We start from the raw sequence: 13,000 nt of genomic DNA, 5'->3' as shown, positions 1-13,000 counted from the left end.
CTGGCGATCGAGCGGGCGAAGCGCCTGGTCGAGCTGGGCCACGACGTGGTCGTGCTGCTCGACTCGGTGACCCGGCTCGGTCGGTCGTACAACCTGGCGGCGCCGGCCAGCGGCCGGATCATGTCGGGTGGTATCGACTCCACCGCGCTCTACCCGCCGAAGCGCTTCCTGGGCGCGGCGCGCAACATCGAGAACGGCGGCTCGCTGACCATCCTCGCCACCGCGCTGGTGGAGACCGGGTCCATGGCGGACACGGTCATCTTCGAGGAGTTCAAGGGCACCGGTAACGCCGAGCTCAAGCTGGACCGGAAGATCGCCGACAAGCGGGTCTTCCCGGCGATCGACATCAACCCCTCCGGCACGCGTAAGGAGGAGGTCCTGCTCGCGCCGGAGGAGCTGGCGATCGTCCACAAGCTCCGGAAGGTGCTGCACTCGCTGGACTCGCAGGCGGCGCTCGATCTCCTGCTGGACCGGCTCAAGCAGTCCCGGACGAACATCGAGTTCCTGATGCAGATCGCGAAGTCCGCTCCGGGCGAGTGACCTGACAGGAGCGACCCGAAGAGGGGCACGGCCACCTGGCCGTGCCCCTCTTCGCGTACCGGGGACGGGGCTTGAAGTTTTTCTTCGCTTAAGCGGATTGCTCTTGAAACTTCTGTTCAGTTCCGGGTTGACTGTCGCCCATGCGTACCCGCAGTCGATCCGCCCGTCTCGCCGGCGTCCTGCTGCTGGCGCCGGTGCTCACCCTGGCCGGACCCGTGCCGGCCGGCGTCGCGGCGCCCGCGGCCGAGACCGCCACGCCCGCCGAGGACGCCCCGGCCGCCTCCTCCCGCCCCGATCCGGCGGTCACCCTCGCCTCCGGCCTGGAGCCGGCCGGCGGCCTCGAGACCGCGAAGACCACCCGTCCGGTCGCCCCCGGACTCGACCTGACCTCCTTCGACCGGTACGACGCCGACGGCTGGCTGCGGGCCGACGCCCTCACCGCCGACCTATCCGGCGGCGTCACCGTGGATTACGTCAACTCCGGCGCGGTCACCCGGGACGAGCCGCTGCGCGCCGCCGTGGACCGCTCGCGGGCCGTGGCCGCGGTCAACGGTGACTTCTTCGACATCAACAACTCCGGCGCTGCCCAGGGCATCGGCATCCGCTCCGGGGAGCTGGTCCAGTCACCGGTCGCCGGGCACACCAATGCCGCCGCGATCAGCCCGGAGGGGCTGGGCCGGATCATCCAGGTCGGCTTCGAGGGCAGCGCGACCCTGCCGGCCGGGCCGCTCCCGCTGACCCAGTTCAACAACATGGTGCAGCGGGACGGGGTCGGCGTCTTCACCCCGCTCTGGGGGACGTACACCCGCCGGCGCGCCGTGGAGGGCGCGGCCCGGGTGGCCGAGGTGACGGTGACCGGCGGCAGGGTCGTGACCGTGGCCGGCGCGGCGGGTGAGGGGCCGATCCCGGCCGGAACCACCGTGCTGGTCGGCCGGGAGGCCGGGGCGGACGCCCTAACGGAGCTGCGCCCCGGCGACCCGGTCGACGTGACCTGGCGGCCGAAGTCCGCCGACGGCAGCAGCCTGCGGGCCGCTGTCGGCGGCGGCAACGTGCTGGTCCGGGACGGCGTGGTGCAGACCATCGCCGACCAGAGCCTCGCCCCGCGCACCTCGGTCGGCTTCTCCGCCGACGGGCGTAGAATGATCATGCTGACCGTCGACGGCCGGCAGGTCGACAGCCGGGGCGTCACCCAGACCGAGATGGGCCGGATGATGGCCGAGCTGGGCGCGGCGAACGCGCTCAACCTCGACGGCGGCGGCTCGTCGACCCTGCTGGCCCGGGAGCCCGGCGCGGCCACGGTCCAGGTGGAGAACAGCCCGTCGGACGGCAGCGAGCGGCCGGTGCCGAACGGCCTGGCCATCTACGCCCCGGAGGGCAGCGGCCGGCTCACCGGCTACTGGCTGGAGACCGCGAGCGACCCGACCGCCGCGCCGGGCGTCGCCCCGGTCCGGGGCGGCCGGCCGGACCGGGTCTTTCCCGGTCTCACCCGCCGGCTCACCGCCGCCGGCTACGACGAGACGTACGGGCCGGCCGCCGGCGCGCCGCAGTGGCGGGCCAATCCGGCCGCCCAGGGCACGGTGGACGACCAGGGTGTCTTCCGGGCCGACCGCCCCGGCCACAGCACCGTCACCGCCTGGCGCGAGGAGGCCCGGGGCACCCTGGACCTGACCGTGCTCGGCCCGCTGGAGCGGATCGACGGCACCGTCGACCGGCTCGGCCTGAACAACCAGGGGGACACCGGCCTGTTCGGGGTGGTCGGCTACGACGCCGAGGGCAACACCGCCCCGATCGAGCCCGCCGACCTGCGCCTGGAGTACGACCACGAGCTGCTCGCGGTCACCCCGACGGCGGACGGCAACCTGTCGGTCAAGGCGCTCGACGGCACCGGCTCCGCCCTGGTCACCGTCCACGTCGGAACGCACACCACCGTGCTGCCGGTGACCGTCGGGCTGACCGACGTACCGGTGGCCGGTTTCGACGACGCGGCGTCCTGGAAGTTCAGCCAGGCCCGGGCCAGCGGCGCGGTCGCCCCCGCCCCGGGGCACACCGGCACCGGCCTGCGGATGTCGTACGACTTCAGCCAGTCCACCGGCACCCGGGCCGCGTACGCGGACCCGCCGGCCTGGATCGCCGTCCCCGGCCAGCCGCAGGCGTTCGGCATGTGGATCAAGGGCAACGGCACCGGGGAGTGGCCGAGCCTGCACCTGCACGACGCCCAGGACACCCAGTTCGTGCTGCGCGGCCCGTACGTCACCTGGACCGGCTGGCGGTACGTCGAGTTCGCCGTGCCGCCGGGCGTGCAGTACCCGGTGCGGGTGCGCCGGTTCTACGTGGCCGAGACCGACCCGGCCAAGCAGTACAAGAGCGAGGTCGTGATCGACGACCTGGTGGCCCGGGTGCCACCCACCCTGGACGCCCCGGCCGAGGAGAACCGCACCGACCGGGTGGTGCTGCGCGACGGCACGGTCGACGGCGCGCCCTGGCGGTTCGCGGTGATGTCCGACGCCCAGTTCGTCGCCGCCGATCCGGACAGCGACCTGGTCGCCCAGGCCCGCCGTACGCTTCGCGAGATCAAGGCGGCGAAGCCGGACTTCCTGATCATCGACGGGGACTTCGTGGACACCGCGTACCCGGCGGACTTCGCGCTGGCCAAGCGGATCCTGGACGAGGAACTGGCCGGCGAGCTGCCGTACTACTACGTCCCGGGCAACCACGAGATCATGGGTGCCCCGATCGGCAACTTCCGCGGCGTCTTCGGCGACACCTCGCGGGTCTTCGACCACCAGGGCACCCGGTTCGTCACCCTGAGCACGGCCACCGGCTCGCTCCGGGGCGGCGGCTTCGACCAGGTGGAGCTGCTGCGGCACACCCTGGACGCGGCGGCCGCCGACCCGGCCGTCGGCTCGGTCGCGGTGCTTTTCCATCACCCGCCCCGTGACCCCAGCCCGGCCAAGGCCAGCCAGCTCGGGGACCGGAAGGAGGCGGCCCTGGTGGAGCAGTGGCTGGCCGACTTCCAGCACCGCACCGGCAAGGGCGCGCTGATGGTCAACGGGCACGTGGGCACCTTCCACGCCGACCGGGTGGACGGCGTCCCGCACGTGATCAACGGCAACTCCGGCAAGAACCCCTCCACCCCGGCCCAGCTCGGCGGCTTCACCGGCTGGACCGAGTTCGGCGTCGACCCGGTGACCCCGGAGGAGGCCGAGCGGGCCCGCCGCGACCCGCTCGCCGAGGGGCCGGAGTGGGTCGAGGCGGAGTTCCACGCCCACGTCGATCGGCTCGCCCTGGCCGTGCCGGCGAGCGTGGCGGTCGGCGCCCCGGCGCCGGTGAGCGCCACGCTCACCCAGCCCGGCGGCCGTACCGTCCCGGTGGCCGCGCCGGTCAGCGCCGACTGGTCCGGCTCGCCGAACCTGCACATCGGCGGCGCGGACGGGGTGAAGCCCTGGCACGTGGCCCGGTTCGATCCGGCGACCGGCGTGCTGACCGCGCTACGCCCCGGCGCGCAGGTGCTGCTCGCGGTGACCGTCAACGGCGTCCGCGCCGAGGCGACGGTGACCCTCTCGGCGGCGGAGGCGCCCGCCGCCTGAGGTGAAAGCAGGGGCCCCCTCTTAACGCCCGGGCGTTAACAGGGGGCCCCTGCTCTGCCGGAGGCGTTAACAGGGGGCCCTTCCTTGCACCTCAGAAGTCGCCCTCGGCCACCTGGAAGACGGTCAGGCCGAGCGAGCGCCACATCCGGACCACCTGCTGCCGGTCGTCGAACACGCCGACCACCCGGTACCGGTCCCGGACCTCCCGCTCGTAGATCTCCTGCTTGACCACCGCGTCCTTGCGGTGGTCGCCGACGGCCCGCAGGTGCAGTGCCAGGTACGGCACCTGGACGTGCCGGGCCAGCCAGGCTTCCGTGTCGGCCCGCGCGGTGGCGTCCCGGCCCGAGCAGAAGATCACCCCGTGGCCGGCCGCGTGCATCGCCCGGACCGCCGCGATCACCGCCTCGTTCGGCGCGTCCTCCGCGACCCGGGTCATGTCGTACGGGCTGCGCGAGACGTTCAACGCGACCGTGCCGTCGATGTCGACCAGCACGATCGCCGGCTGCTCGGGGTGCGGTGGATGGACCGCGGCCGGCGTGCCCGTACGGGCCGTCGGCACCGGCAGCGGCAGCGGGCGGTTGGCCAGGTAACGCTCGTGCAGCCGGCGGATCGCCGCCTCGCCCACCCGGTCGGACTCGGGGCGGGCGGCGTCCCGGCGCAGGCACTCCTCCAGCGGCACGTCGGTGAAGTCGTGCACCTCGAACGTCGCGCCGAACCGCTCGGCCAGCTCGGCCCAGTCGCGCAGCGTGCGGGAGCGCAGGTTGGTGTCGTCCACGCAGACGCTCACCCGGGCCGCCAGCAGCGCCTCCACCTGCGCGCGCTGGGCCCGGGTGACCTGCCCCTCGGCCCACTGGGTGAACAGCCGCTCGCCGTGCATCATCCGGCGCAGGTCGTCCCGGTTGACCCGGACCACGCCGGGCTGCAGGCGCCGGGCGAAGGTGGTCTTGCCGGAGGCGGGCAGCCCACGGGTGGCGATCAGGCGGAACATCCCATACCTCCCGTTCGTCCCAGTGGGGTACCGCCCTGACGAATGCCCACGAGTCGCGTGGGAATGCGTACGGGGAGGTGAGCGTTGCGCCTGCCGGATCTCGTGTGCGGCCCGCTCGCCGGGTCGGCTGACGCCCATGGCACACTGGTCAATCGGCCACCGGTTCCGGTTCACGCCCGAGCCCGTCGCAAACGACGGGGATCACGACGGCGACCCGGCGACCAACCACGAAAGGACCGAGGCGACATGAAGCCCAACATCCACCCGGAGTACGTGACCACCGAGGTCCGCTGCTCCTGCGGCAACACCTTCACGACCCGCAGCACCGCCAAGGGCGGTCAGATCAGCGTCGAGACCTGCAGCGCCTGCCACCCGTTCTACACCGGTAAGCAGCGCGTGCTGGACACCGCCGGTCGGGTCGCGAAGTTCCAGCAGAAGTACGCCAAGGTTCAGGCCAAGAAGGCCAAGTAGCTCCTTCGACGACGCCCGTGTCCGGCTCCCCGCCGGGCGCGGGCGTCCGTCCGTTTCCGCCCATTTCCACCCGTTCCCGTCCGGTCGTCGTCGAAGGAGCATCCGCAGCATGAGCAGTGAGCGCCTGGCCGCCCTCCTCGACGAGTACGCCGAGCTGGAGCAGCGGCTGGCCGACCCCACCATTCACGCCGACCAGGGCACCGCCCGGCGGGTCGGCCGGCGCTACGCCGAACTGGTCCCGGTGCACAAGGCCGCCGGCGAGCTGGAGCAGGCCCGGGCCGACCTGGCCGCCGCCCGCGAGCTGGCCGCCGAGGACCCGGCCTTCGCCGCCGAGGCGGAGGCGATCGCCGCGAGCCTGCCCGCGCTCGAGGAGAAGCTCGCCGAGCTGCTGATTCCGCGCGACCCGCACGACGCGAAGGACGTCATCGTCGAGATCAAGGCCGGCGAGGGCGGCGAGGAGTCGGCGCTCTTCGCCGGCGACCTGCTCCGGATGTACACCCGGTACGCCGAGCGGCACGGCTGGATCACCGAGGTGATCGACTCCCAGGACTCCGACCTCGGTGGCGTCAAGGACGTCTCCCTGGCGATCAAGACCAAGGGCGTCCCGGAGGGCGGCAACGGGGTCTGGTCGCGACTCAAGTGGGAGGGCGGCGTGCACCGGGTGCAGCGCGTCCCGGTCACCGAGTCGCAGGGCCGGATCCACACCAGCGCGGCCGGCGTGCTGGTGCTGCCCGAGGCCGAGGACGTCGACGTCAGCATCGACCCGAACGACCTGCGGATCGACGTCTTCCGGTCGTCCGGGCCCGGTGGCCAGTCGGTCAACACCACCGACTCGGCGGTCCGGATCACCCACGTGCCCACCGGGATCGTGGTCTCCTGCCAGAACGAGAAGTCCCAGCTGCAGAACCGGGAGCAGGCCATGCGGATCCTGCGGGCCCGGCTGCTCGCCGCCGCTCAGGAGCAGGCCGACGCCGCGGCCTCGGACGCCCGTAAGGCGCAGGTCCGCACGGTGGACCGGTCGGAGCGGATCCGCACCTACAACTTCCCGCAGAACCGGATCACCGACCACCGGATCGGCTACACCGCGTACAACCTCGACCTGGCCCTCGGTGGCGAACTGGACGGCGTCCTGGACGCGCTGGCCGGGGCCGACCGGACCGCCCGCCTGGCGGGCGACACCGAACTCACCCGCCGCTGACGGGGGCCGCTGGCTGGTCAGCAGCTTTCCGGAAGTTGCTGCCTCGCCGACGCGCGGAGGCCACAACTTCCCCGAAGTTGTGCGGATCTTGACGACGTGTCGACGCGCCCCGGCGGGCGCGGTCAGGAGGCGCGGAGGCGGTCCTTGGCGCGGAGCATCTCCCGGTCGGCCAGCTCGAACGCGGCGCCCAGGGCCTCCCGGACGCTCGCCCCGGAGCCGCCGTTCACCTCGGCGAAGCCGATGCTCACCCCGACCGGGGTGCCCGGCACCAGCGATTCCCAGTCCTCGGTGCGGACGGCGGCCTGGATCCGGCGGGCCACCTCGGCCGCCTCGGTCATGCCCGCCTCCGGCAGCACCACGACGAACTCGTCCCCGCCGTAGCGGGCCACGAAGTCGCCCCGCCGCATCACCCGGTTGATCACCCCGGCGATCCGTTGCAGCACCAGGTCGCCCGAGTGGTGGCCGTGCCGGGTGTTCACCGCCTTGAAGCCGTCCAGGTCGCAGACGCCGATCACGACCCGCTCGCCCCGGGCGACCACCGCGCCGATGTAGCGCTCCAGGCGGCGCCGGTTGGGCAGCCCGGTGAGCGGGTCGGTGAGCGCCTCGCCCTCGTACCGGGCGGCCTCGCGGCGCATCTCCTCGTGGTCGATCCGGGCGGCGATGCCCTCGATGTAGACGTCCCGCAGCCGGTCGTTGCGCTGGGCGGCAAGCCGGAACGCGTGCCGGTCGGCCCGGTGCGCGGCGGCATGGTCCCCGGCCCGGGCCAGCGCGATGCTGCGCAGCCGGGGCGCCTCGGCGGCGCCGAGCGTCTCGATGGAGACCCGCGTGGTGTCCAGCCGAGTCACCGCCTCGATCGGCCGGCCGTCCGCGATGGCCAGGCAGACCTGGCCGAATTGGCGCATGTCCCGGGCGCGGGCGCTGTCGGCCCCGTGTCCGAGCAGCCGGGCCGGGTCGGCGTCGGTGCCGGTGGCCACCCGGTCGCCGAGGGCGGCCCGGCGGGCCCCGGCGTACCCGTACGCGGCCAGGCTGCTCGGCCGGATGTTGCCGGCGCGCCCGCTGCGCAGGAAGCGGTTGAAGTCGCCGGCCACGTCGCGCAGCACCCGCAGACAGCCGTCGCTGTCGCCGTTGTGGTCGAGGGCGACGGCGTTGCGCAGCCGGATGCCCGGAGCGGCGAAGGTCTCCTCGGGGATGCCGGCGGTGAGCCCCACCTGCCGGGCCCGTTCGATCGCACCGAGGGCGTGCCCGTGGAAGCTGAGGTAGGAGTAGGCCATGGCCAGGTCGTGCCAGCCCCACGCGGTGTCCCGGTCCGGGTCGTCGTCGGCGGTCAGCCAGCGGGCGGCCTTGACCAGATGGGTGACGCAGCGGTCCAGCGCCCCCTGGTGGTGCGCGGCGAGCGCGGCGAGGGCGTTCAGGTGCCCGTGCAGGTACGGCTCGGCCAGGTCCCGGACGGCGGCGGACGCCTCCTCGATGGCCCGGGTGTACTCGGCGGTGCGGCCGAGATTGATCACTGCGGAGAGGCGCTGGACCAGCGCGTCGGCGCGGGCGTACGGGTCCTCGGTGGTGCGGATCACCCGGTCGAGCAGGGCGCACGCCTCGGCCGAGCGGCTGGACTCCTGCAATGTCCGGGCACGCCGCAGGGCGTCAACCTGGTCCTCGACCCGGTCGAGCCAGCCCACTCCGTGCCTCCCTGTCGGTGTGCGTCCGGACGCACCCGCTCGTGCTGTGACCCGCGACGCTCCATGATTATGTCGTGGCCTTCGTCCCGCAACACCCGTCCGAAGGGACAGAACGCGAGCGCCCCTCGCTGGTCGTCGCCCGGGCGGCCCGTGCGCTGGCCGCGGCCGGTGTCGAGGCCCCCCGGGCGGAGGCCGAGCTGCTCGCGGCGTACGTGCTGGAGGTGCCGCGCGGCCGGCTCGCGCTGGCCGACGGCTTCACGCCGGCCCACCGGGACCGGCTGGACGCGCTGGTGGCCCGGCGGGTGGCCCGGGAGCCGCTGCAGCACCTGACCGGGGTTGCCGGCTTCCGGCACCTGGAGCTGGCGGTCGGCCCCGGGGTGTTCGTACCCCGCCCGGAGACCGAACTGCTCGCCGGCTGGGGGGTGGAGCAGGCGCGGCGCCACGCCGCCCCGCTGGTGGTGGACCTGTGCAGCGGCTCCGGCGCGATCGCCCTGGCGGTGGCCCAGGAACTGCCGGCCGCCCGGGTGGTGGCCGTGGAGCGGTCCCACGCCGCGCTGGCCTGGTTGCGTCGCAACGCCGCTGACCGGGCCGCCGCCGGCGACACCCCGATCGAGGTGGTCGCGGCCGACGTCACCGACCCGCATCTCCTCGCCGACCTCGTCGGCCGGGTGGACGTGCTGCTCTGCAACCCGCCGTACGTGCCGCGCTCGGTGGTCGTACCCCCCGAGGTGGCCGGGTACGACCCGGACGAGGCGGTCTTCGGCGGGGCGGACGGACTGGCGGTGATCCGCCCGGTGCTGGCCCGGGCGGCGGCGCTGCTGCGCCCCGCCGGCGCGGTGGGCGTCGAGCACGACGACACGCACGGCGCCGCGGTGCCGGCGCTGCTCGCCGCGGACGGCCGGTACGAGCACGTCGAGGAGCACCGGGACCTGGTCGGGCGGCCCCGGTTCGCCACCGCGTCCCGCCGGGCGGACGGCCAGCACGCCGACCCCGCCCCGGCGTGGCAGACTGGCTCCTCGTGATGCTCTACGACTGTCGGTCGCCCGCCGACCGGGACCGCGGCATCGCCGCTGCCATCGAGGCGGTCAAGAACGGGGAACTCGTCGTCCTGCCGACCGACACGGTCTACGGCATCGGCGCCGACGCCTTCACCCCGTACGCGGTCAAGGCGCTCGCGGACGCCAAGGGTGGCGCGCGGCAGGCGCCCCCGGTGCTCATCGGTTCCCGGCACACCCTCGACGGCCTGGTGTTCTCCCTGCCCCGCTCGGCGCGGGACCTGGTCGAGGCGTTCTGGCCGGGCGCGCTGACGATCGTGGTGGAGCACTCGCCGAGCCTGGCCTGGGACCTGGGCGACTCCAGCGGCACGGTGGCGGTCCGCATGCCGCTGCACCCGGTGGCGCTGGAGGTGCTGCGGGAGACCGGCCCGATGGCGGTCGCGTCGGCCAACAAGGCCGGCCGGCCGGCCGCGCTCACCGCCGAGGAGGCCCGCGACCAGCTCGGCTACGGCGTCCGGGCCTATCTGGAGGCCGGCCCCGCGCTCGACCCGGTGCCGAGCACCATCGTCGACCTCACCGGCGAGGTACCCCGGGTGCTGCGCCAGGGCGCGGTGACCCTGGAGAAGCTGCGCGACGTGGTGCCGGACATCCTCGACGAGCGGGGGGTCTGAGTGCCGCCGTTCACCGTCCTGCACGTCTGCATGGGCAACATCTGCCGGTCGCCGATGGCCGAGCGGCTGCTGGTGCTGGCTGTCCGCGAGCGGCTGGGCCGCCTCGGGGCCGACCCGGACCGCTCCGACGAGCTGGTGCACAGCCACAGCGCCGGCACCGGTGGCTGGCACGCCGGCGAGGAGATGAACCCGCCGGCGGCCCGCCAGGTGGCCTCGCGCGGCGGTGACGTCGTCGGCTTCGCCGCCCGCAAGCTCCGTTCCGACCTGATCGACGCCGCGGACCTGGTCCTCACCGCCACCGCCGACCAGCAGGAGTACGTGGTGGCGCTGCGGCCGGACGCCGCCGGGCGCACGTTCGTGCTGGGCGAGTTCGGCCGGCTGCTGGGCGGGGTGGACGCCGCCGGGCTGCCCCCGGTCGAGGCCACCCCGGAGGCGGTCTACGCCCGGGGCGTGGCGCTGGTGGCGGCGACGGACGCGGCCCGGCAGGGCGCCACCCCGCTGCCCACCGACGACCTCGACGACCCGTGGGGCCGGGGCGACCAGTGCTTCAGCCGGGTGGCCGACGAGATCGAGGAGACCGTCCACCCGCTGGCCGCCACGCTGCTGCCCTGAGGTTCATCCTTTCTCGCGAACTTCCTGCGTGTTTTGTCGAAGATGGCGGCCTGACTGCCGATTCCGGTCATTCTGAACGGGTCCTACGGCCGGCTCCTGCGGGGAGAGCTGATGAACCGGGCCCATCTCGACAAGCTGTTCACCGTCCTGCTCGCCGGCGTGCTCGCCGGACTCGTCCTGGCGGCGGCCGCGCTGCCGGCCGCACTGGTGTTCGGGCTCGGCTTCAAGAACCTGATGCCCTACACGGCGCTGCCCGACTCGCTGCGTACGCCGCAGCCGGCGCAACGGTCCAACCTCTACGCCAACGACGGCCGCACCCTGATCACGTCCTTCTACGTCGAGGATCGGGTCGACGTGCCGGTCGCCGAGGTGGCGCCGGTGATGCGGCAGGCCATCGTGGCCGCCGAGGACGTCCGGTTCTACCAGCACCACGGCGTCGACGTGCGGGGCGTGGTGCGGGCCTTCACCGTCAACCGGCGTGAGGGCGGCACCCGGCAGGGCGCGTCCACGCTGACCATGCAGTACGTGCGCAACGCGCTGGCCGGTGACCCCCGGCTGACCGAGGAGCAGCGGGCGAAGGCCACCGAGATCACCGTCGGCCGCAAGCTCCGCGAGATGCGGTACGCGCTGGCCCTGGAGCGGGAACTGAGCAAGGACGAGATCCTCGGCCGCTACCTGAACATCGCGTACTTCGGCGCCGGGGCGTACGGCATCGCCGCGGCCAGCAAGCGCTACTTCTCCACCAGGCCGGAAAAGCTGACCCTGGCCCAGGCGGCGCTGCTCGCCGGGCTGGTCCGCTCACCCGACGCCGACGACCCGATCAACGGCGACGCCGACGCGGCCCTGGGCCGCCGGGCGTACGTGCTGGACCGGATGGTGGAGACCGGGCAGCTCGCCGCCGCGGACGCCGCGCGGGCCAAGGCCGAGCAGCTGAACCTGAAGCCCAGCGCCACGCCGAACGACTGCACCGCAGTCCCGGCGGAGCACAACGACTGGGGCTTCTTCTGCGACTGGTTCACCCAGTGGTGGAACGCCCAGCCGGCCTTCGGCAAGTCCGCGGACGAGCGGCAGCGGACGCTCCGCCGGGGCGGCTGGAAGATCGTCTCCTCGCTCGACCCGGACGTGCAGCGCACGGCCATCGAGCAGGTGCTGCGGATCTACGCGACGAACAACCAGCGGGCCGCGCCGACCGCGGTGGTGCAACCCGGCACCGGCCGGGTGCTGGCCATGGCGGTGAACCGGAACTACAGCGTGGCCGCCAACCCGAACAAACAAGACAACTACCCGAACACCGTCAACCAGCTGGTGGCCGGGGGCGGCGGGATCGTCGGCTACCAGGCCGGCTCGACCTTCAAGCTCTTCACCCTGCTCGCCGCGCTGGAATCCGGCCTGCCGCTGAACACCGAATTCGACGCGCCAGACGTCTACGTCACCCACTACCCGACCGATGGCGGCCCGGCGAACTGCGGCGGCTACTGGTGCCCGGCGAACGCCAGCAAGTCCTGGATGGAAGGCCGTCAGACCATGTGGAGCGCCTTCGGCCGCTCGGTGAACACGTACTTCGCGTGGCTCACGGAGCAGGTGGGCGCCGACCGGGTGGTCGAGATGGCCCAGCGGCTGGGCATCGTGCTGCGCTCGCCGTCGGACGCCGCACTGGCCCGCGAGGGCGCCAAGAACTGGGGCCCGTTCACCCTGGGCGTCGCCGACACCACCCCGCTGGACCTGGCCAACGCGTACGCGACGGTGGCGGCCGAGGGGGTCTGGTGCCGGCCCACCCCGGTCACCTCGATCAGCGACCCCGCCGGGCGGAAGGTGGCCGCCGGGAACACCGACTGCCGGCAGGTGCTCGACACCGACGTGGCCCGGGCGGCGGCGGACGCGGCCCGCTGCCCGGTCGGCGACCAGTCGATGTACCGCCGCTGTGACGGCGGCACCGCCGAGGAGCTGGCACCCGGGCTGCGCCGGCCGTTGGCCGGCAAGACCGGCAGCTCCGATCGGAACGCGACGGAGACGGTGGTGGCCTTCACCCCGCAGCTCGCGGTCGCCACCATCGCCGCCAACCCGGACAACCCCCAGGACGCCGTCGGCGGCGGCGTGCAGACCCGGCAGATCGCCGCCGTGGGCAACCTGCTGGCCTACGCCCTCCGCGACCAACCCGTCCGCAACTTCGTCCCACCCAGCCAGACCATCGCCTTCCAACGCACCACCCCCCGCACCGGCAACTGACCCGGCTGGGGGCGGGTGAGGAGGCGTCGCACGGCT

General features: G+C 73.6%; 9 protein-coding genes and 1 pseudogene. 8 read left to right on the top strand and 2 right to left on the bottom strand.

Going from position 1 to position 13,000, the window contains the following annotated elements:
* Nucleotides 1-540: pseudogene (locus ONA70_RS17055) on the top strand (transcription termination factor Rho); the annotation flags it as partial.
* Between the two features lie 140 nt (nucleotides 541-680).
* On the top strand, nucleotides 681-4,127 hold the full coding sequence (locus ONA70_RS17050) for a phosphodiester glycosidase family protein (protein ID WP_265007425.1): 3,447 nt from the start codon (nucleotides 681-683) through the stop codon (nucleotides 4,125-4,127).
* Between the two features lie 91 nt (nucleotides 4,128-4,218).
* Here the strand turns inward: ONA70_RS17050 and ONA70_RS17045 are convergent, their stop codons facing one another.
* Nucleotides 4,219-5,115 (bottom strand): phosphatase domain-containing protein, encoded by an 897-nt coding sequence (locus ONA70_RS17045; protein WP_265007424.1) that lies wholly within the window; start codon nucleotides 5,113-5,115, stop codon nucleotides 4,219-4,221.
* 246 nt (nucleotides 5,116-5,361) lie between these two features.
* Here ONA70_RS17045 and rpmE point away from each other — a divergent pair, with 246 nt between their 5' ends.
* On the top strand, nucleotides 5,362-5,586 hold the full coding sequence (gene rpmE / locus ONA70_RS17040) for a 50S ribosomal protein L31 (RefSeq protein WP_073834647.1): 225 nt from the start codon (nucleotides 5,362-5,364) through the stop codon (nucleotides 5,584-5,586).
* A 109-nt stretch (nucleotides 5,587-5,695) separates the two neighbouring features.
* Nucleotides 5,696-6,784 (top strand): peptide chain release factor 1, encoded by a 1,089-nt coding sequence (gene prfA / locus ONA70_RS17035; protein ID WP_265007423.1) that lies wholly within the window; start codon nucleotides 5,696-5,698, stop codon nucleotides 6,782-6,784.
* A 122-nt stretch (nucleotides 6,785-6,906) separates the two neighbouring features.
* On the opposite strand, the gene ONA70_RS17030 is transcribed toward prfA, so the two are convergent.
* Nucleotides 6,907-8,460: a GGDEF domain-containing protein gene (locus ONA70_RS17030; protein ID WP_265007422.1), complete on the bottom strand. Its 1,554-nt coding sequence runs from the start codon at nucleotides 8,458-8,460 to the stop codon at nucleotides 6,907-6,909.
* Between the two features lie 74 nt (nucleotides 8,461-8,534).
* On the opposite strand from ONA70_RS17030, the gene prmC reads away from it, so the two are divergent.
* The 4 genes from prmC (at nucleotide 8,535) to ONA70_RS17010 (ending at nucleotide 12,964) form a co-directional block, all read left to right on the top strand.
* Complete coding sequence (prmC, locus tag ONA70_RS17025) at nucleotides 8,535-9,482, top strand: peptide chain release factor N(5)-glutamine methyltransferase (RefSeq protein WP_265007421.1); 948 nt, start codon at nucleotides 8,535-8,537, stop codon at nucleotides 9,480-9,482.
* Nucleotides 9,482-10,126: an L-threonylcarbamoyladenylate synthase gene (locus ONA70_RS17020; protein WP_265007426.1), complete on the top strand. Its 645-nt coding sequence runs from the start codon at nucleotides 9,482-9,484 to the stop codon at nucleotides 10,124-10,126. Before prmC ends, ONA70_RS17020 begins: the two co-directional genes overlap by 1 nt.
* The gene (locus ONA70_RS17015) at nucleotides 10,127-10,738 is read left to right on the top strand and encodes an arsenate reductase/protein-tyrosine-phosphatase family protein (protein WP_265007420.1); all 612 of its coding nucleotides are present in this window, start codon (nucleotides 10,127-10,129) and stop codon (nucleotides 10,736-10,738) included.
* 111 nt (nucleotides 10,739-10,849) lie between these two features.
* On the top strand, nucleotides 10,850-12,964 hold the full coding sequence (locus tag ONA70_RS17010; RefSeq protein ID WP_265007419.1) for a transglycosylase domain-containing protein: 2,115 nt from the start codon (nucleotides 10,850-10,852) through the stop codon (nucleotides 12,962-12,964).
* Nucleotides 12,965-13,000 lie beyond the last annotated feature (36 nt).

This window comes from Micromonospora yasonensis, from assembly GCF_026013475.1.
GTDB lineage: Bacteria > Actinomycetota > Actinomycetes > Mycobacteriales > Micromonosporaceae > Micromonospora > Micromonospora yasonensis.
This window is presented reverse-complemented; position numbering and strand designations above follow the sequence as displayed.

Coding starts and splice junctions, on each gene's coding strand:
- ONA70_RS17050 (WP_265007425.1), top strand. CDS start 681: ATGCGTACCCGCAGTCGATCCGCCCGTCTCGCCGGCGTCCTGCTGCTG.
- ONA70_RS17045 (WP_265007424.1), bottom strand. CDS start 5,115: ATGTTCCGCCTGATCGCCACCCGTGGGCTGCCCGCCTCCGGCAAGACC.
- rpmE (WP_073834647.1), top strand. CDS start 5,362: ATGAAGCCCAACATCCACCCGGAGTACGTGACCACCGAGGTCCGCTGC.
- prfA (WP_265007423.1), top strand. CDS start 5,696: ATGAGCAGTGAGCGCCTGGCCGCCCTCCTCGACGAGTACGCCGAGCTG.
- ONA70_RS17020 (WP_265007426.1), top strand. CDS start 9,482: ATGCTCTACGACTGTCGGTCGCCCGCCGACCGGGACCGCGGCATCGCC.
- ONA70_RS17010 (WP_265007419.1), top strand. CDS start 10,850: ATGAACCGGGCCCATCTCGACAAGCTGTTCACCGTCCTGCTCGCCGGC.